The following is a 19,467-nucleotide window of genomic DNA, read 5'->3' as shown; positions in this document are numbered from 1 at the left end:
ATTTTGCCGAAATTACGTTCCAAGCCAGGAACTTTTTCGCAGGCGTACCGGGGTACGTCAAGAGAAAGTGACGCAGCAGGGGGACGAAGCGGTGAAAGATGCCCTGAGTTTTTCTCTGTAGTTAAGGGTCTTTTTCGTTGCAATATTACAGATGAGGTTAAAAGAAATGTTGATAATTGGCTTATGACATACGAGAATGCAAATACCAAACCTCACTTTTATACAGTATTATTAAGACCAATCGGCTAAGAATATTAGTTTTTAGGAGGTAACATGGCTACTATTAAAATATGGGGAAAGGAACTGGGCTTCTAGATAGATAACTCTAAAATGATCGTTAGCAAAAACGGAGTAGTTATAATTGTCGCTAGACTTGTATCTACAAGAGTTGCAATGTTGTGAAAATAATACGGAAATAATGAAAATATATTTTTAAGTCACTAGCTAATAGATGGGATCTTGGAGGTAAATGTATGAACAATTCAACAAGTAGACATATGATGGATAAACCCTACATTAAAGAGGACGAAAGTGCATGAGGGAACGTGCTATAAAAATTGTCCCCCTCAGAAGTTGGGTTGGTCAAACATCTTAAATAATATTTAAAGAAGCTGGTATTTAGCCTGCGGCGCTTTCTTTAATCATTCTGAGCAATAAATACATGACTAATTTGAGACAAACAGTTAATAAAACTTTACTAGAAAAAGGACTATTATAGAGAGTATCAGAGGGCTGCGCAACAAGCACATTGCTTAGAAGTTGCATCTGTCGGAAGGAACCGTTCGAAACTATATTTCAGCAATTTATTTGAAGCAGCAGGTGGGGAGCGCGACGCAGTAGTTTAGAAGATCAACTGGTTCAGACTCAGGCATAGTAAGTACAATCACAATAGAATCTAACGCGGCTGAGAGCTTGGAACAGATGTATCCCACAGTGAAGATAAATCGGAGTTAAGTGTAACATAAGTAAGGCGAAATTTTTATCCGCTCACAGGATCCCCTTTGTGGCCCATACGAAGTTGTCCTTCGCAGGAATTGAAGCGTAAGGAATGGCGGTAATTCGCAATTGAGAGTAGGAGTCTGCTGTGAAGCAGGTAATAAATAATTGTATTATGCCTAGTTTCGGTACGTGTCTTCATTTATTTGGGGGTAGCGTATGCAAAAGTCTAAGCGCCACAAAAGTAAGAAGCAATGCAAACCGGAGCAGTTTGTGATGGGGTACTATCAGCGAGCCGCTGAGTTTATGGCAGATTCTTGCGAACGTGACAAAAATGTAATCTTCCATCGCCCGTTTGTCATCACAATCAAACGACTCTCTCTGAACGATATTTTACAATATGCCTGTATGAACGGCTTTTGTTTCGTGCAGGCATTCCAACTTCGAAGGAGAGGGTTTATGTTGAACAAGAATATGAAAAGGACTCGCCGCAGGTATGGCATCCTGGCTGCTCTTCTGGCGCTGAGTCTCACCTGGGAAACCGGCGCGTACGCGCAGGCGCAGCCTGCCGCGGATACGCCTGCTGCCGCGAACCAACTTGTGGTACCCGGCGGTGCCGTCACGGGCGCTTATACGAATGGACCGCGGGATGCCAAGGAGGTCGAGGCGTTTCTCGATGCTTTCTTTGCTCAGGATGCAGTTAAACAAAAAGCAGGTGCCGCCGCGGTATCCGTAGTCCAGGATGGAAAAGTGCTCGTCTCAAAAGGCTACGGCATCATCGATCAATCGTCGAAGTCACCGGTAGACGACAGCCGCACCACCTTCCGAATCGCTTCCGTCTCCAAAGTATTTACGGCAGTCGCCGCCATGCAGCTTGTCGAACAAGGGAAAATTTCGCTCCGTGACAATATTGAAAAGTACTTGGGCGGGTACAAGATAACCAGTCCGTTCGATACGCCCGTCACGATCGAACATTTGCTCACCCATACAACAGGCTTTGAGGCGCGAGAACCCTCCGATGCCAGCTATGTGACCGATCCATCCATCAAGCCTGTCTCGTTGAAAGAAAGCATTTTCGACGTGTTCCCGCCAGTGATACGTGAGCCCGGCACATCGTATATGTACGATAATTTCGCGTCGAGACTGCTTGGCTACATCGTCCAGCAAGCAAGCGGAGAGCCCTTCGGAAGATATGTGCGGCAGCATATCTTCGAGCCGCTGGGCATGACCTCCAGCAGCTTCACCTTGACGAAAGAGCTGGCTGAACGGTTGGCGACTTCTTACGGCCCGGCAAACGATGCGATCCCGCTGTACGATTTATCACCGCGAGAGTGGCCGGAGGGAAGCATGGTATCGACAGCCTCCGATATGGCGCTGTTTATGCAAGCCTTTCTGAACGGGGGGCGCACGGCCGACGGCAAGGTGATCCTTTCGCCGGAATCGGCGAAGGCCATGACAATCTATCATGAGGCCATCCATCCGGAATTTCCGGATATGACCTACGGCTTTGAATCGCCTGTCGAGCCGGCCAAAACGATCGGCGAGAGCGTCATCTCCAAAGGCGGCGATATTCTGGGCTTCAGTTCACTGTTGTGGCTGTTGCCCGACCGCCGCACAGGCGTCTTCGTCACGTACAACGCCAATGGCGATCTACGAAACGATCTGTTTGCCGCATTCATGGATCATTATTATGCAGGCCGCCAAACGACATTTGAACAGGAGGGCTTCAAGCCGCAGTCGAAGGCAGCGCTTGCCAAGTTCGAAGGCTTGTACTCCGATTTACGGATTAAGTTTCTGATCAAAGTCGAGGCGGCCGGCGACGGCATCCTGACGGTGAGAGACATGACCGGCCGTCATCGGTTGAAGCAGGCGGGCGAGCTATTATTCGAGGACGAACAGGGGAATCCACTTGCCTTCAAGCAAGATGCCGCTGGCCGCATCACGGACTTAAAATACTTGAATTTATTCAGCTATGCGGTTAAATTGCAAGAGGTTCAGAGAAGCTTTCCGGACATCGCCGCGGATCATCCCTATGCCCCCTATATTTTTGCTCTGCAATCGCTCGGTTTGTTGAAGGACGATTCTGCCAAGCCGTTCGAGCCGCAGCAATTCGTCTCTCGCGGAGCCTTTATCCATGCTTTTAACGCGATATGGGGCATTCAACCGTCTTCAAATCCGTCCTCGTTCAAAGATTTGGACGACTCATCTTATCGAGGAGATGTGCAAGCTGCCTTAGAGTCCGGCTTGGTAAATGGAACGAGTGACGGCTTGTTCGAGCCGAACCGGCCGATCCGCCGCGAAGAAGCGGCCGTTATTTCTTTCCGTTTGCTGGCGGGCAATGGAATCCGGGTGCCGGATGCCGCGGCCGCGCTTGCGCCCGGCACGTCGGAATGGGCGGTCGAGGCGGTCGGTTCCATCGTAAGCTGGAAGCTGCATGGGCCGGAAGTAGCCGAATCGAATGGCACGATCGATTATGGTTCGAAGCGGGCTCTGAACAAGCAAGAGATGGCGGCACTCTTATTCGCGATGCTCATGCCGAATGAATAAACCGAACCGGATGAGGGGGAAGCCACGTGAGTGGTTTCCTTATTTTTATTTTCGTGCAAAACACTGATAATATTGGGAGGATAGATGCGAATGGCAGCCGGGGAAGGCGCTTCGTAGCGCAATAGAGCAGCTCGAAATCGTACAGCCTCCTTCCCGGGAACAAGCGAGGCGCGACCGTCTGGAACTGCGCGTAATGGATGGAGGGAGTCCGCTCCTGGAAGGGGACTCGCTTGCGGACCGGTGTTGGAGAGGGGGTGGTTCATAGCGGGACAGTTCCCCTACACAGAATTAGACGGAATAACGGAATCGTGCAAAAAGTAACTTTCTTAGCTAAATAAAACTATTCATCATTCTTATATAATAAAGGTAAGAAGGTATCATAACTAGATAAAAGTTATTCTGTAGTAATCCGGTATAATACAAATGTAAGAGAAGGATATGCATGAAGAATGGTAAGTCATCAATGCCCAAGAAGACTAGACGCTGTAGGGAGTCTTCGGTTTCTCCCAACAAGGAGTTTGGATCAACATAAAATAACCTCTGCGAGTGAGAAGGATAGGATGGATGCATCATGAAAAGGTACGGGGCGGTCGTGATAGGCTGCGGTTATATGGGGGCTCTCCACTTGGACGCGATATCTCGACAGGAGCGGGTCCGGTTGATCGGCGTGGCGGATTGGAACCGGGACAGGGCCTCCTTAGTGGCAAGTCAATACGGAGCCGAGTGTTGGAGCACGGATTACCGGGTCTTGATCGAGCGTGACGATGTGGATCTGGTCATTATCGCCACGTACCCGTCCTCCCATCTGGAGATCGCAAAAGATTGTCTCGCTGCAGGGAAGCATATCCTATGCGAGAAGCCGATGGCGGGCAATGCACGGGAAACGCAGGAATTCATGAAGCTGGCCCGTGGAGCCAAAACCAAGGTCCTGATTGGTCACATCCTTCGCCATAACACCACGTACCAGGCGGTTATGAAGATGATCCGGGAGGGAGCCATCGGCTTTCCCTTGGTCATCCGGTTATCCCAATTAAAGCCCTCCAAAAATTGGGATTCCCACTTATCCCTGCTCCGGGACGTCTCGCCGATCGTGGATTGCGGCGTCCATTATATCGATGTGATGCGTTGGGCTACAGGGGCGGACGTGGTAAGCGTCAACGGGATCGGGCAGCGTCTCTACGAAGAAGTCCCGCCGTACACTTACAATTACGGACTCATGACCCTCCGTCTGTCGGACGGCTCCATCGGCTACTTTGAGACGGGATGGGGCAAGGGGATTCCGACTGATAACCGGAAGGAATTCATCGGACCCGCTGGCCGGATCCGCATCATCTACAAGAACGATCGACCACGAGAGGATCAGCATTTAGGAAATCTGGTCGAGGTCGAAGACCAACGGAAAGGAACGGTCCGGCAGATCAATATGGACTTCTCCGTGAAGCCTACGGGTGCCCAACTGGACTATTTCCTGTCCATGCTGGAGAATAACTTGCCCGCTATACCGGCAATGGAGGATGCCTTCCGAGCGATGGAGATCGCACTCCTGGCCGACCGGGCGATCCATGAAGGCATTACGTTACCTTGTGTGAAATAAGGGTGGACCAACATGGTGATGGTAACAGGGGATGACCCGGTGCATGGTGTACGGCTGCTGAAGGAAATATATCGTCCACACCCATGTGAAGGACGGCATCCGACATCAGCCGTACGAAATCTCGGGGATCGAGACTGCGTATTGGAATTAATGGGGTTGTTTTGCTGTGTCAGCCTCAGTGGGATTCCGAACAGAAGGGAATGGACCATGGAAAGAAAATTGGAAACCTTAGTAATTCCCCGCCTGACAAATCAGACGGATGTTTCAGATACAGAAGAAGTCCAGATCATCAAGCAGTATCAATGGCTTAAAGGGTATAACCCGGTCGTTACAGCAAGATTAAATTACAGTCAGGAGGATCTGAAGCTTCAGTTTAAGGTTTACGAAAAGAATCCAATACGAACATATAGAAACATGAATGATCCCGTGTATAAGGATAGCTGCATCGAGTTCTTTTTTCAGCCGACTCCGGATTCGGACCAGCGCTATTTGAATTTCGAATTTAATGCGAATGGCGCAGTTCTCTTGCAGATAGGAGCGGATCGGTATGATCGCTTTCCAATCACTATCAATCCGGCAATTTTCCACATCCTATCCACCACGGATCAAGTCAATGATCAAGGGGAAGTGTATTGGGAATTAAGCTTTTCGATCTCATGGGCTTGGGTACAATCTTATTTTTCGGACTTTCGGGCAATTCCTGGAAAAAGGATAAGAGGAAACTTTTACAAGTGTGGCGACGATACCACCTATCCGCACTTTGGAACATGGAGCAAAGTTCATTCGAACAAACCAGAATTTCATAGCAGCTGTGATTTTGGGATTCTGTACTTAGAGTAACTGCGAAACGCAGCGTCAATGATTAACTTCCAAAGCCGCATATACGGGGGTGGAGGTTTTTTGTCGTTTTTAGGAAAATTAGTAAAATGGAAACGAGATTGATATCATGTCAAATTATACATAGGTTTAGGATGTCGACAATAGCAAAGTTTCCAACAAAAATCTTCAGAGTGCTGGGGAAACTAACATTCAAATTATTGTAGGAGCTGATGGAAAATATGGGCTTATTGTCCGATAAAGTAAATATAGTCTTCCATTTTTCATTAGGTAATGATAAGGAAATTGAGAGAATTAGTTGTAGCAAAAAACTTTAAACTACTTGCCGATATTGAAGGTGAGATAGATATCATCATTAACAACAAAATTTTCTTTTCAGAAAAATATTTTTTCTTATCGTAATCTCGATATTATGGATGATCGGGAAAAGGAAGTTGTCGTTGGTCGGTTTGGACTGGATACAGGTGGAGAAGAGTAGACGCAGCGGGAAATAGATAATATTTAGAAATTCATAATAGATCATTTAAAAAGCGACTTGCCAACAGGGAAGTTGCTTTTTTGTTCAGTCAGAATAGTTAATGCTGAAGGTATTATGCAATACGTTGCTCATAAATAGTTTTGATCTTACGTCCGTCAGTCCTTGCGCTTCAGTTAGGCATAGTAACCACTTCTACTGATCCTCGGAACTCTGCAGAGTTCGCTTATGGTTTGCTTAAGCTCGCCGATGACGACATATCTCTTCCTCAACCCTCCCGATTCAAGATTTGTAAGCACTTTTTCAGGACATTTACCTCCAATACAAACGACGCAGTTCTCGTTCATGCTCGGTTTCAACCTGTGTGCATCTCTACGTCTTTTGGTCCGATGCTTTCTCATTCAGACTCATGTATCTCTAAGCTTAAACTTCTGACCTTTCTTTGTGGCATAAAAAATGTACATCCTAGAATTACATTTAACCTGGGGTTTTTCCAATGTCTATTTTAAGGGGCGCGCTCCAAATACAATCTGCAGAGTTTTTGATGTGCAACAGTTTTACAAGTACGGGTTACCGCTTCACATAACGATTTATCCCCGCTGTCCTGACCTCGATCAAATGCTCAATCTTGATACGTCCACAGTGCATTGGAAACCAACTGTTTCGTTAATTTTCGTAAAAAATCATTGATTTATGTAGATGAATGTATAGTAAGGCTATTTTCCCGGCATATAATAGCTTTGCGAAACAAACACAAAGAAATCCCGAAACTCTGTTTCGTTCATTCCAATGAATAAATTTTCTGGGAATTCATCGGGAATGGACGCGATTCGCTGATGGTGAAGTGAAAATAGAAGTAAGAAAAAGAAACGGAGGCTAATTATGTTTAAAAAAATCTTTACAGTTTGGTTAACGCTGGCGCTGGCTATTTTGCCGCTGGTCGGTACGAAGGTGAATGCGGCGGGTGACTACACTGCCGGCATAAGTGAGACCGGCTCCACAGGCACAATTTGGTTTCAGACCAGCTTAACGCTGAGATTCCTGGATGTACATTACACCATCACCTCCGGTAGTCAAACAGGTGTTCAGCAGAATATCTCCATGCAAAAAAATGCAGCTACAGGCAACTATGAATATAAAATTCCTGTTGCATTAGCTGCGAATGATGTCATTAAATACTCATTTACCTATTTTAATGAAGCAACCGGAGGAGCAACCGACACAGCACAGGTTTCTTACACCTACGGACAAGGCGGAGGAGAAAATCCGGCAACATTATCCGCTCCAACGTTTAGCCCAGGTGCAGGCACTTACACCTCAGCACAGAATGTTACTATCTCTGCTGTACCAAGCGATGCCGCCATTTATTACACCACCGACGGCAGCGCACCCACCCGCCAGTCCGCACTATACACCGGAGCCATCCAAGTGTCGCAAAGCCAGACCCTCAAGGCCATAGCCGTGAAAACCGGTTATTTTGACTCTTCAGCAGCGATTTCGGCATACAGCATTAATACGGGCGGAGGGCCGGATGTGCCGGTCGGAAGCAACCGCTTGACCATCCAGATTAAAAATGACAGCAAAGGCCAATACACAGACAGCCAGGTTTACTGGCAGATTGTCGGCAAATCCTATCAAACAGGAAAATTCGTCCACGTGGATGCAACCGGCAGCCTAGTCGAAATGAAACGGACGGATAATACCTATTACAAGAATAACCAAGACGGCAATAATACGAACGATTATTACACCAACTACTTCCATAAGCTGAGCGACGTAAGCTGGGTCTCCATCCCGGATATCGAATCTGCAAGGCTCTATGTGAGCTATGGTGAGCCTGTATTAATCCGCACGGTTGACGCTCTGGATGGCGCCGGAAATATCGTCGGTCTTGGATATCAGGGACCGGATATCAACTCCCCAACGGACGCCAACCAGAAGGTTTATTTTGATTTTATCGAATTCAATTTGGGTCCAAACGGATTCCATGGCAACACAACAAGAGTGGATCAATTCGGGTTCCCGCTAAAAATGCAATTGATCGGACACGACGGTTACAACCGTACTGTCGGCGAAACGGAATCCCGTGCGGCCATTTATGCCGCCTACAAGAACGAGGTATCCGACAAGTTCGATTCCTTGGCAAACTCTCCATACCGGATTCTGGCTCCGGGCAAAGGCTCATTTGGACACCCCGTAAACGGTGAAGATAATACACACTTTTTTGATGCCTACATTAACGACATCTGGAATACTTACCGCAGTAAAGAACTGGTATTTTCCGTCCCTGTCGGTGGAGGCAATCTGGTAACCTACAGCGGGCATGTGATGCCGGGAACCGACAAGCTCGTATTCAAAAAAGATGCGAATAACGGCAGCGGATTCACGCCGTACCAATACTATGTGGATAAACCGACAACTCCTGACGTATTGGAAGGCAAAGGTGCCTTTGACAGAAGAAGTGCTGGCCAACCAGCATCGATTACCGATGTTGAACTGGCGATCCAGGCCCAACTGTGTGCGGCAATCAACAGACACCTGCTGCTTGCGGTTGACCCAACAAACTGGGGAAATGAAAGTTATTTCTTTAAAACAGCACCTTCCAACGAATATGTGAAGTTCTGGCATGACCACAGTATCGATCGGTTGGCCTACGGCTTTTGCTATGATGATGTCCGTGACTTCAGCCCATCGCTTCATACTCCAAGTCCTAAAGCCATGGTTGTCACTGTAGCCTGGTAGAAGATAAGCACCCTTTCGGGCGGTTCTCTGGATGAATGAACCCATGTAATACGAGGCGGACACATCTATGTGCCCACCTCTATTATTATTGGGATGAGTATGGAGCAACACTTTCAGCTAATCCAACCATAGTCTTTAGTGACAAGGGCTTACTGGTGGAAATTGAGAAGGAAAAACCGTTTTGCGACCATGATACAACAGAAAATAGGTCGTTGTTTCCTTTAATGGTCAATTCACCATGGTCTGAGGGAACAATCTTGATTTGCTTATATTCAGTAAAATCTCCGCTCTCATCCAGCGCTCCTTCTGTCATCTGGAACTTAATTCTGTCAGTATTGCTTGAGTAAATCAGCTGGGCGGTTCTCTCAAACAGAATCGAACTGGATTCCAGTGTATATTCTTTAGATAAACTCGAAAGCATATAAAGCTGAAAGGGAAGATTTTCAGACAGCTGGGACGGGCTCTCATAATCTATAACGGGTGAGGTAGTTAGTAAAGGTGGTATAGGAGTGTCCGGTTTCATTATAAAAGGCTTAACCGTCATAAAACAAACCACAAGGGCTAAACAGGCTGCAATGGAAATCACAAACTTAAGAGAAATACGGGGCATAACGGGCTTCTTCGCCTTGGATATACTTTGCTCTGCCTGGGCTAAATGAGCCAAAACCCGTTGTTCCATTTCTGGTGTTACATAGATCATTTCCTGCACCTGCTGATACTTATTCTTCAAAATCATACACCTCTTTTAATTCATCTTTCAAATAGCCTCTAGCCCGGTGTAGCAGGGAACGAACAGTAGATTCTTGCTTATCGAGTAGCTTGGCTATCTTTTTGGTAGTCATATCCTCCTGATAAAATAGGTGGATTACTTCTCGATACTTAACTGGCAACGAACCGACAGTATCCCACACAAAGGTGAGATCCTCCGATATCTCACAAGAGAGTGATTCAGACAATTCCTCCCAGCGTCGTCGCTGGTTATATTTAATTTTATTTTTGCATAAGTTGATGGCTACCCTCAATAACCAAGCCTTTTCGTGCTCCAGGCATTCAAAAACCGGCGCTTTCCGTAGCATCTGGAGTAAGGTCTCCTGCAAGATATCCTCGGCATCACAAATATTATGAAGATAGGAATGGGATAACCGCAAGAGAGCATCACCATGCTCCTTTAATGTAGTCTCCACTCGCAGTATATTAGCGCCTCTGACTTGTGAATGCATCGCATCAGAATTAAGTCTTGGCTGATTGCTGGCTGCACTACTAAGGTTAATATATTGGCCAAAGAAGAGACGATATAAATAAATGATAGAATTCAAACTTGTTTTAATCCTGAAGAGGTATTTAAAGGACGCTTGTAGGAAGACGGGATTATTCGTCATTATACCCTCACTTTCTCTAAAATCATCACAAACAAGGGACCCGGAATATCTACTGATTCCGGGTTGGCATAATTGCGTAGAATTAGAATTATATGATGCTTTTAATGATAGCTTGTAACTCTTCAACGGAGAGTGCAATATCTGGCATCAAGCAATAGTTGAAGCCATTTGCTTCCCAAGAAGCTATGGAGACAAGTCCTTTATTTCCTTTCAGTGTAATCATTAACTCTCCTATGGCGACAGTTTTTGTGGTCTCATATTCGTTGTAATCACCGCTAATGTCACCGGGGTTTTGCGATACACGATAATACAGTTTATTATCCCCATTCTGATAAACAATCTGTGCCATTTTAATCTCAGTGTCATTTATGATAGAAATAACGTCCTGCTTGTAATTCTTCGGAAGCAATGAAGGAACTGCAAAATCTACGCCCATTGCCTTTCGTGCATCCTCCACAGTATTATATCTCACATAGGGATTTGGAATCTCTGTTCCCTTTTTGTCGGTGTCTTTGCTTACTTTATCACCATTAATACTGATGCTACCTTCTTTTACAACGACGGCATTGTCATTGCCAAGTATAATACGGAACAGTCCCACAGGTACATAAACGGAGCCACTGATGGTAACGGGAGCCGTACCAAGGGAAGTGGGTGCAGTCATACCAAGGGAATGAGTGCTATAGGCAAAAAAACTGTCTGTTCCAATAACGAAATCAGTTTCTCTCTCTCCGTTTTCAGCATGGAATGCCTTCTTTTTTCCATCCCATTTGACAGTAAAGCCAAGGGCTTCAAAAACTGCACGAGCAGGCACCATGGTGACATTATTGATCACTTTCGGCTGCAGTTTTATCACTATTTTATTCCCGGTAATGTGATATTCCTGATGAGTGGCAGTCAGACCGTTCTTCGGTGCATTAGCGGCAAGAGCCGTCATCGGTAATGTAAGCGCAAGTGTACAGGCCATAATGGCTGTAGAAAATTTATTCATAGTTAAGTTCTCCTCTCGTCTTGAACCGCTTATTTGGTTCTACACTCTGTAAACAACTGGCATAGAGGAAATGTTGCGTGAAGGATGAAAATTTATCAGGGCAGCAGCCATTACCACTATGTTCATCAGAATATAGCGCATCCACAATCTGGAGAGGAATTGGACTTAAGTACGAAACTGTTACGCAATTTGCTTCTGAGGACGGACAAAGTCTCTAGATTAGATATATCGTAAGTATCTTATTTAGTTGGAATTGAGATTGACATTATTTTCAAATGAACTTATAATCAACTCGGAAATCGTAATAATTACTAATAAATTTTAGTGTTTTCATGAGTATAGATAAGCTAAAGTATTTGAAATACTTCATATGGAACACAAGATAGTTCAGCTGCAACTCAAGAACAATTTGCATCTTTAGAGGAAATATCTTCTTCTAGTTTATTGTTGTCACAAATGATTATCGTTTAGAAAGAACTTCAAAAGGTTCAGGCCTAGGTTAACAATAAAGAGACCTTATACGAGGTCTTTTTTTATTTAAAGAAGCATGGATATCTCAAAAAAGCAAAGTATCCAAAAGATTTAAAAGCACTAAAGCTATGGTTTTTGGTATTAGTAAATACATTTCAATTTCAAGAATAAAACTTAAGGCTAGCATTCTTCAAATAATAAATATAGTTTTCACATGATTAATTACACTATTTTATTGGGTTATATAAGCGATTTCAAGAGATTATCATGAAGTCAGAGAAAAGGAGGCAATGTAAATGGAAGCGTTAACAGTAGCGAAACCACTTAAACCCCGGGGGAAGTCGGGTAAGTCGGGTAAGTTCTGGAGGACCCTTGTTCAACAAAAGTATTTGTATTTGATGTCCATACCTTTTGTTGCTTGGGTATTCTTATTTAACTATATCCCGATCTGGGGCTGGACTATGGCATTCCAACGCTATCGGCCGGGTAAGTCTTTCATGAAGCAGGAATGGGTCGGGCTTGATAACTTCAGGGAATTGTTCCATGATGAACGGTTTTACATGGCACTCAAAAACACGCTGGCAATGAGCTTTATGGGGTTATTCGCAGGATTTACGGTTCCAATCCTATTTGCCCTCTTGCTTAATGAACTGCAACGTCAAATGTTTAAACGTATTGTGCAAACCGTATCGTACCTGCCCCACTTCGTATCCTGGGTTGTCGTAGCTGGGATCATCACCAAGATGATGTCCATTGATGGCGGAATCAACGGACTACTTATGAATCTGCATATTATTGCTGAACCTATTCAGTTTTTGGCGAAAGCAGACTGGTTTTGGGGAATTGTGACAGCTTCCGATGTCTGGAAGGAGACAGGTTGGAATTCGATCATCTACTTGGCTGCAATGACGGGTATTGATCCGGAACTGTATGAAGCGGCCAGAGTAGATGGGGCGGCCCGGATTCGACAAATGTGGCATATTACGCTTCCGGGAATTCGGACAACAATTATCATTCTGCTGATTATGTCCATCGGAAATTTGATTAATATCGGTTTTGAAAAGCAGTTCCTGTTGAGCAACCCGATTGTTGCTGATAAGGCCGAGACCTTGGACCTTTATGCCTTGAATTATGGTTTACAGCTTGGGCGTTATTCCTTTGGTACGGCCATTAATATATTCAACTCTGTAGTTGCAGTGATCCTACTGTTTACAGCGAACACGATATTTAAAAGAACATCGAAAGAAAGCATTATGTAGGAGGGCAGGGAGATGAACAGACAAAGCAGAGCTATTAACGCTTCTAGGTCCGATCAGATATTTGACATTGTTAACTGTTCCTTTATGACTTTGGCGTTTGTCATTACGCTTTACCCCTTTCTAAACGTACTGGCCATATCATTAAATGATTCTATGGATACCGTCAAGGGAGGGATATACCTTTGGCCGAGAAAGTGGACTTGGGCAAACTACGATGCCATCTTCTCCTTCAAGGGCTTGATTACCGGATTTAAAATCTCATTGCTCAGAACTTTTGTTGGTACGTTACTAGGATTGCTGAGCTCATCCATGCTCGCTTTCGTCCTGAGCCGGTCCGATTTTCAGGCAAGAAAGCTGGTTTCGACTTTTCTGGTCATGACAATGTATGTATCCGGCGGATTGATCCCGGGCTTTATCCTAATACGTCATCTTGGAATGATGAATTCCTTTTGGGTTTATGTACTGCCCGGTATGGTAAGCGCTTGGAATGTATTTATCATCCGATCTTTTATAGACGGACTGCCCAGTGCACTTCAGGAATCTGCCAAGCTGGACGGAGCCAATGATTTTACGATCTACTGGAGAGTAATCCTCCCTCTTTGTAAGCCTGTGTTGGCTACTGTTGCTCTCTTTTTGGCAGTGGGTCAATGGAATTCCTGGTTTGATACGTTTCTTTATAATAGCACGGCTCGCCATTTAACTACCCTACAATACGAATTGATGAAGGTGCTGCAAAGCACGCAGGTCGGTTCCAATGATATACATGATCCGAACATGTCACAACTAATGAATAGAATTTCACCAGAATCTGTAAAAATGGCTATCACCATCGTTGTAACTGTACCCATTCTGATTGTCTACCCCTTCCTGCAAAGGTACTTTGTGAAGGGTATGACCTTAGGTGCAGTGAAGAGCTAGTTTCGGTATCAACAGGGTTACCTGTTATACATATATCAATATCTTTCAGGGGAGGCAGTACAGATGAAGGGGAAAACAGGAAAAATGATATTAACGCTAATACTGGTCCTATCTTTGACAATTACAATGATCGGTTGCAGCGGCAATAACAATGAAGAAGCCAATAATTCAAGCGTCAATACCAGCAAAGGAGCAGACAAAGGAAGCAATGACAAGCAAGGTTCAGAGAAGCTTGAACCGATCACCTTCTCTTTTTTTGCAGAAGACCCAAATCCGAACTGGGTAGACATGCGGGATGATATCGGGAAAGTCATCACAGAAAAAACAGGTGTTTCCCTGGATGCAGAATTTGCTGTAGGTGATCCTTCCCAAAAAGTATCGCTTATCGCAGTCAGTGGCGAGTATCCTGATTTGATCAGTGCAAAAAACGATATTAACAAGATGGTTGATGCAGATGCACTCCTTGACCTGACCGATCTGATAGAGAAGCATGCCCCTAACATCAAAAAGCTATATGGGAAATATATGAAGCGCCTGCGTTACAGCGAAACAGACATTAGTATCTATGCACTTCCAACTTATGCAGGCGTGGATGGTATCGGGTTTAGCGCAACCGGCGGTTTCGAGCTTCAGCATCGTGTCGTGAAAGAGCTTGGATACCCGAAGATCAAAACAGTTAAGGATTTCGAGAACGCTATCAAAACCTATCTCGACAATCATCCGACCAATGAAAAAGGCGAGAAAAACATCGGTCTATCCCTGCTCGCGGAAGACTGGAGAATTTTGATCTCTGTTACAAATCCTGCATTCTTTACTACCGGTGCCCCGGACGACGGAGAATATTATATCAACCCTGAGACCTATGAGGCAATGTATCACTTCAGACGTCCTGAAGAGAAAGAATACTTCAGATGGTTGAATCATATGAACGATATCGGTCTGCTGGATCGAGAATCCTTCATACAAAAATTTGACCAATATAAAGCGAAAATCGCATCAGGCAGCGTATTAGGCTTGATCGACCAAGACTGGGAGTATGGTGACGGTGAGAGAAGCTTGAAGGCAGAGGGGAAATTTGATCATGCCTACGGTCATTATCCGGTTACCCTGAATGAACAATTCAAAGATCATTCTTTCCAGTCAACTGGCTTCATGGCAGGTTACGGTATTTCGATCTCTAAAACTTGCAAAGATCCGGTTCGTGCCATTAAATTCCTTGATTATCTCGCCTCCGAGGAAGGCCAAGTTCTTACCTACTGGGGGGTTGAGGGTATGCATTACGTTGTAGAAAACGGCGTGCGAAAAATTCCTCAAGAAATCAATGATCAAAAAATTAACGATTCCATTAATTTCTCCAAAAAAACAGGTATAGGTTTTTATAATAACATAGGTCCGCACTATGGCGACGGCGTAAAGGATTCCACAGGCAACTATATTACTACTAACTTCCCGGAACAAATTGAAGCTTCCTATAATGATGTGGAGAAGGAGGTGTTAACAGGCTACGGCATCAAAAATTGGAAGGAGTTATTCCCAGGTGAATCTGAATTCCCGGTTAAGCCTTGGGGTGTAGCATGGAACATTTCTGCTCCAGCTGACTCCAAAGTCAGTGTGCTGGCTGAGAAAATGAAGGATATTACCTGGAAACGTATACCTGAAGCGATTCTTGCGAAACCTGAAAAATTCGACGCCATCTGGGATATTTATATGAAAGATATCGAGAAGGCAGGCGTGAAAGAGATGGAGAAGGAATATACGAAGCTGGTTCAAGCACGCGTGAAGCTTTGGAATGAATAATTAAACATTATAATTAGCCTGTATAAAATACAGGCTCTTAAATTTAGACAGACAGAAATGATTCTCGAAAAACGTTAGCTGTAAATGTTACTAATAATGCTTTTAATAGGAGTAATGTATGCCATAATGAACCTCTTAAATAACATGAGGATACGGAACAAATTGATATTATCCTTCATCATTGCTGTATTTGTTCCGGTCATAATAGTTGGTTTTTTTTTAACGTTAGAACTGCGGAAAATGGCATTGAATAACGCCTTAGATCAGAGTATAAAGAATGTGGAACGGTTGAAGAAACGGACGGAGGATTTATTGTATTCTCCTTCCGATGTATCTTATCGTCTGTTATTTGACCGTCAGCTGAGTAGGGTTGTTACCGCTCAATATACATCCGTATATGATGTAGTCAAAACGTATAATGACTATAAAAAATTTAAAGAATACGTGGATTTATACAAAGAAATTGAATATTTTCGTTTCTTTATCAAGAATCCTACGATGCTAAACAACTGGATTTTCAACCAGCCAACACCGGAAGTCATGCAGATGCCATGGTATGTAGATGCGATGAACGCCAGGGGACTAATTACGTGGAGTTTCATTGAGGATGTTAACACGCACAAGAAACAGTTGTGTCTGATCCGACGAATAGATTTTTTGGAAACTCATAAAACCGGAGTGTTGGTAATCGCTATCAGCACAAATGAGTTGGAATCCATCGTAAGCCAGGAGCCTTTCGAGACCATGATTGTGGACAGCTATAACAATATCGTGGCTGCAAATCATGAAAACCTAAATGGAAGGTCCTTGGAGGACATTCATTTGGATACTGAGTTAATGGATCACGGCAAAGGAACCTACGATGCTCTTGTGGATGGTAAGAAATCAAAGATTGTTATTGAAGAGCTGATGCCAAGATCAAGTCTAAATGGAGTGCGTATTATTTCCATTTATTCCGTTGAATCCATTGTTAAAGATGCCAATCGGATCAACATGTTGGCTCTGTCCGTGATCATCGCCAGCTTGTTTGTGGCAGTTTTGCTGGTTTACTTTTTCTCTATGTTGATATCATCACGTCTATTGCGCCTAAGCAAGCATATCAACAAGGTAGCTTTGGGAAATTTAACGATTACAATGCAGATTGAAGGTAAGGACGAGATTGCCCAACTTTCCCGTCAATTCAATTCGATGGTAGGCAGTATCCGCGCGTTGATGTCGGAGATTCAAGAATCTAACCAGCAAAAAAGCTTGCTGCAGCAAAAGCAAGCTGAAATTAAGCTGAAAATGCTGGCAAGCCAAATCAATCCGCACTTTCTGTTTAATGCCCTTGAATCGATCCGGATGAGAGCGCATTTGAAGGGAGAAGCTGAAATATCCAATACCGTACAGATGCTTGGGAAAATGATGCGCAAGAATCTGGAGGTCGGCAGCAGGAGCATCCCGCTGAAAAGTGAGATTGAAATGATTTATTGTTATTTGGAAATCCAAAAATTTAGGTTTGGAGACAGATTAACCTACAAGATGGATGTAGAACCTGCTGCCCTAAACGTGCCGGTTCCACCGCTGATCATACAACCCTTGGTCGAAAATGCAGTCATCCACGGATTGGAGAACAAGATGGAAGTGGGTTGTATTTTCATAAGTGTGACACGCCTTCAAGATGAACTTCAGATCGAGGTTGTTGACAACGGAATAGGCATATATCAAGAAAAGCTCGAAGCATTGCAAAGCTCCCTGGAAGACGTAGAGGATGAAAAAAATAGGATTGGTTTACGAAATGTACATCAGCGTCTTGTGTTGACTTACGGCAATACATATGGGCTTCACATCGACAGCAAAAGCAATCAAGAAACGAAGGTGAGTTTTCGAATTCCGCTTGGAGGTGATAAGCATGTATAAGGTTCTGATCGTAGATGACGAGCAGTACATCCGGGAAGGATTGAAAACACTAATTCCCTGGGAAAACGATGGTTTCCAAGTCTGTGATACGGCTTCCAACGGAATAGACGCCATAGAGAAACACAACACAATGCTGCCGCATCTCATGATCATTGACATCCGTATGCCAGGTATGAATGGATTGGAACTGATCGAGAGGATCCGAAAGCAGGATCCCAATGTTCATTTTCTTATATTAAGTGGATATGCGGATTTTGATAATGCTAAAAGAGCCATGACCTATACAGTGGACAGTTACATTTTGAAACCTGTGGATCAGGATGAATTATTGGATTACCTGCATCGTTTAAGGAGCATCCTTGATAGGGAGCAAGAAGATAATCGGGAGAAGATGAAAATAGGTTTGATTCAAGCTTTGCACTCGGGCACAGTCACCCCGGAACTGGCGGAGCATGCCATCCGGTATGACCTGATGTTGAAAACCTGTCAGGTGTTGGTGATTGAGCTGTCCAGCGAGAAAAAAACAGCCGAAAAAGAGCTATACCGAATGGAAGCGTTGCTCAAGAAACACTTTGAGGCTTCTGGACGTGGAGAAGTGGTTCCCATGGGTTCCTACACGGGGGTTCTTCTAAATGAGGATATAATCCAGGAAGAGGATCGAAAATCCTTATATTCGGAGCTTATTCAATTACTTGGTTCAGAGCTTGATTTCTGTGCCGCCATTGGAAGTCCAGTACATTCATTGACTGATGTAGTACATTCTTATCAAAAGTGCATAGATCTTTTGGCCTTCCGCTTTTTTATGCCAGGTGAAGACTTGCTGCATATCGCTCCCGACTTTCCAGCATTGGAGCAGGAGATACCGCTTGATTTGGAAGAGTTTTCTCAAACATTATTGATCGCTCTAGATGTCGGAGATATGGAAGCCGCACAGAAATGTATTATTTCAATGGGAGATGGGATGGTTCAGGCCAGATACAGGGAGCAAGATATGAAGCTCGGATATGCGCAGATCATTTCAACGGTCATAAACAAGTTGTTACTCTCTCTACCAACGAAGCACGATGTCATACAGGATGCTCGTGGTAGAATCGTTCAATTGTATCAGCAACAAAGTAGATTTGATCTGAACAGGTTTGCGATACGGTTGTTATCTGATTTAAATAGACAGATTAAATCAAGTAATGGAGATACTTCATTGAAGCAGTTGATCGAGTTTATTCAACGGAATTACCACAAGAATCTCAAACTGGAGAGCCTAGCGGATTCCTTTAATTACAACAACGCATATTTAGGTAAAATTTTCAGGAATTATACGGGAGAGCCCTTTAGGACTTATTTAGATAAAGTACGTATGGATCGCGCCAAATCCTTGTTGGAGCAGGGATATAAAGTATATAAAGTAGCAGAGTTGGTTGGTTTTCCTAATGTTGATTACTTTCATTTTAAGTTTAGAAAATATGTCGGTTGTTCCCCCTCCGATTACAGGAAGGCCCATTCTTTACAGTAGAAGCGCATAAGGTAAAAAGGAGTGAAGGCTCGGTCTTTTGACCGGGTCGATTGTTTTTTGTACTGCGCCTAGCGTGGAATTCAGCAGTATCATTCAAGTCCTAAACGGGTCA

Annotated in this window: 12 protein-coding genes and 1 pseudogene; 10 read left to right on the top strand and 3 right to left on the bottom strand. The window is 44.3% G+C overall.

The features are described from left to right. Positions 1–1,155 precede the first annotated feature (1,155 nt). The 5 genes and pseudogenes from ACWNM1_RS26480 to ACWNM1_RS26460 all read left to right on the top strand — a co-directional run bounded on the left by ACWNM1_RS26480 (position 1,156) and on the right by ACWNM1_RS26460 (position 9,131). Positions 1,156–3,483 (top strand): serine hydrolase, encoded by a 2,328-nt coding sequence (locus ACWNM1_RS26480; RefSeq protein ID WP_449603299.1) that lies wholly within the window; start codon positions 1,156–1,158, stop codon positions 3,481–3,483. Between the two features lie 571 nt (positions 3,484–4,054). Then, positions 4,055–5,077 carry a Gfo/Idh/MocA family protein gene (locus ACWNM1_RS26475; RefSeq protein ID WP_449603298.1) on the top strand — a complete coding sequence of 341 codons (1,023 nt, stop codon included), beginning with the start codon at positions 4,055–4,057 and terminating at the stop codon, positions 5,075–5,077. Positions 5,078–5,089: 12 nt separating this feature from the next. Next, a complete protein-coding gene (locus tag ACWNM1_RS26470; protein ID WP_449603297.1) occupies positions 5,090–5,917 on the top strand; it encodes a carbohydrate-binding family 9-like protein in 828 nt (275 codons plus the stop codon). A gap of 391 nt (positions 5,918–6,308) precedes the next feature. Continuing rightward, positions 6,309–6,389: pseudogene (locus ACWNM1_RS26465) on the top strand (RNA polymerase subunit sigma-70); the annotation flags it as partial. 882 nt (positions 6,390–7,271) lie between these two features. Beyond that, a complete protein-coding gene (locus ACWNM1_RS26460; protein WP_449603296.1) occupies positions 7,272–9,131 on the top strand; it encodes a beta-1,3-glucanase family protein in 1,860 nt (619 codons plus the stop codon). An 85-nt stretch (positions 9,132–9,216) separates the two neighbouring features. Here ACWNM1_RS26460 and ACWNM1_RS26455 read toward each other — a convergent pair whose 3' ends face one another. The 3 genes from ACWNM1_RS26455 to ACWNM1_RS26445 all read right to left on the bottom strand — a co-directional run bounded on the left by ACWNM1_RS26455 (position 9,217) and on the right by ACWNM1_RS26445 (position 11,501). Further along, entirely contained in the window at positions 9,217–9,861 is a 645-nt protein-coding gene (locus ACWNM1_RS26455; RefSeq protein WP_449603295.1) for a hypothetical protein, read from the bottom strand. Next, the gene (locus ACWNM1_RS26450) at positions 9,851–10,447 is read right to left on the bottom strand and encodes an RNA polymerase sigma factor (protein WP_449603294.1); all 597 of its coding nucleotides are present in this window, start codon (positions 10,445–10,447) and stop codon (positions 9,851–9,853) included. The genes ACWNM1_RS26455 and ACWNM1_RS26450 overlap by 11 nt, the downstream gene beginning before the upstream one ends. Positions 10,448–10,598: 151 nt before the next feature. Continuing rightward, positions 10,599–11,501, bottom strand: coding sequence for a stalk domain-containing protein (locus ACWNM1_RS26445; RefSeq protein ID WP_449603293.1), 903 nt, complete (start codon positions 11,499–11,501; stop codon positions 10,599–10,601). A 767-nt stretch (positions 11,502–12,268) separates the two neighbouring features. Between ACWNM1_RS26445 and ACWNM1_RS26440 the strand changes: the two genes are divergently transcribed. From ACWNM1_RS26440 to ACWNM1_RS26420, 5 genes are all read left to right on the top strand, one after another. Further along, positions 12,269–13,231, top strand: coding sequence for an ABC transporter permease (locus ACWNM1_RS26440; protein ID WP_449603292.1), 963 nt, complete (start codon positions 12,269–12,271; stop codon positions 13,229–13,231). 12 nt (positions 13,232–13,243) lie between these two features. Further along, entirely contained in the window at positions 13,244–14,149 is a 906-nt protein-coding gene (locus tag ACWNM1_RS26435) for a carbohydrate ABC transporter permease (RefSeq protein ID WP_449603291.1), read from the top strand. Positions 14,150–14,212: 63 nt separating this feature from the next. Next, on the top strand, positions 14,213–15,946 hold the full coding sequence (locus tag ACWNM1_RS26430; protein ID WP_449603290.1) for an ABC transporter substrate-binding protein: 1,734 nt from the start codon (positions 14,213–14,215) through the stop codon (positions 15,944–15,946). Between the two features lie 162 nt (positions 15,947–16,108). Beyond that, on the top strand, positions 16,109–17,845 hold the full coding sequence (locus ACWNM1_RS26425; protein WP_449603289.1) for a sensor histidine kinase: 1,737 nt from the start codon (positions 16,109–16,111) through the stop codon (positions 17,843–17,845). Beyond that, a complete protein-coding gene (locus ACWNM1_RS26420; RefSeq protein ID WP_449603288.1) occupies positions 17,838–19,355 on the top strand; it encodes a response regulator in 1,518 nt (505 codons plus the stop codon). Before ACWNM1_RS26425 ends, ACWNM1_RS26420 begins: the two co-directional genes overlap by 8 nt. Positions 19,356–19,467: the final 112 nt, after the last annotated feature.

The organism is Paenibacillus sp. Marseille-Q9583 (genome assembly GCF_976954365.1).
Note: the sequence above shows the minus strand (reverse complement) of the source record. Positions and strands in the feature narration are given on the sequence as shown.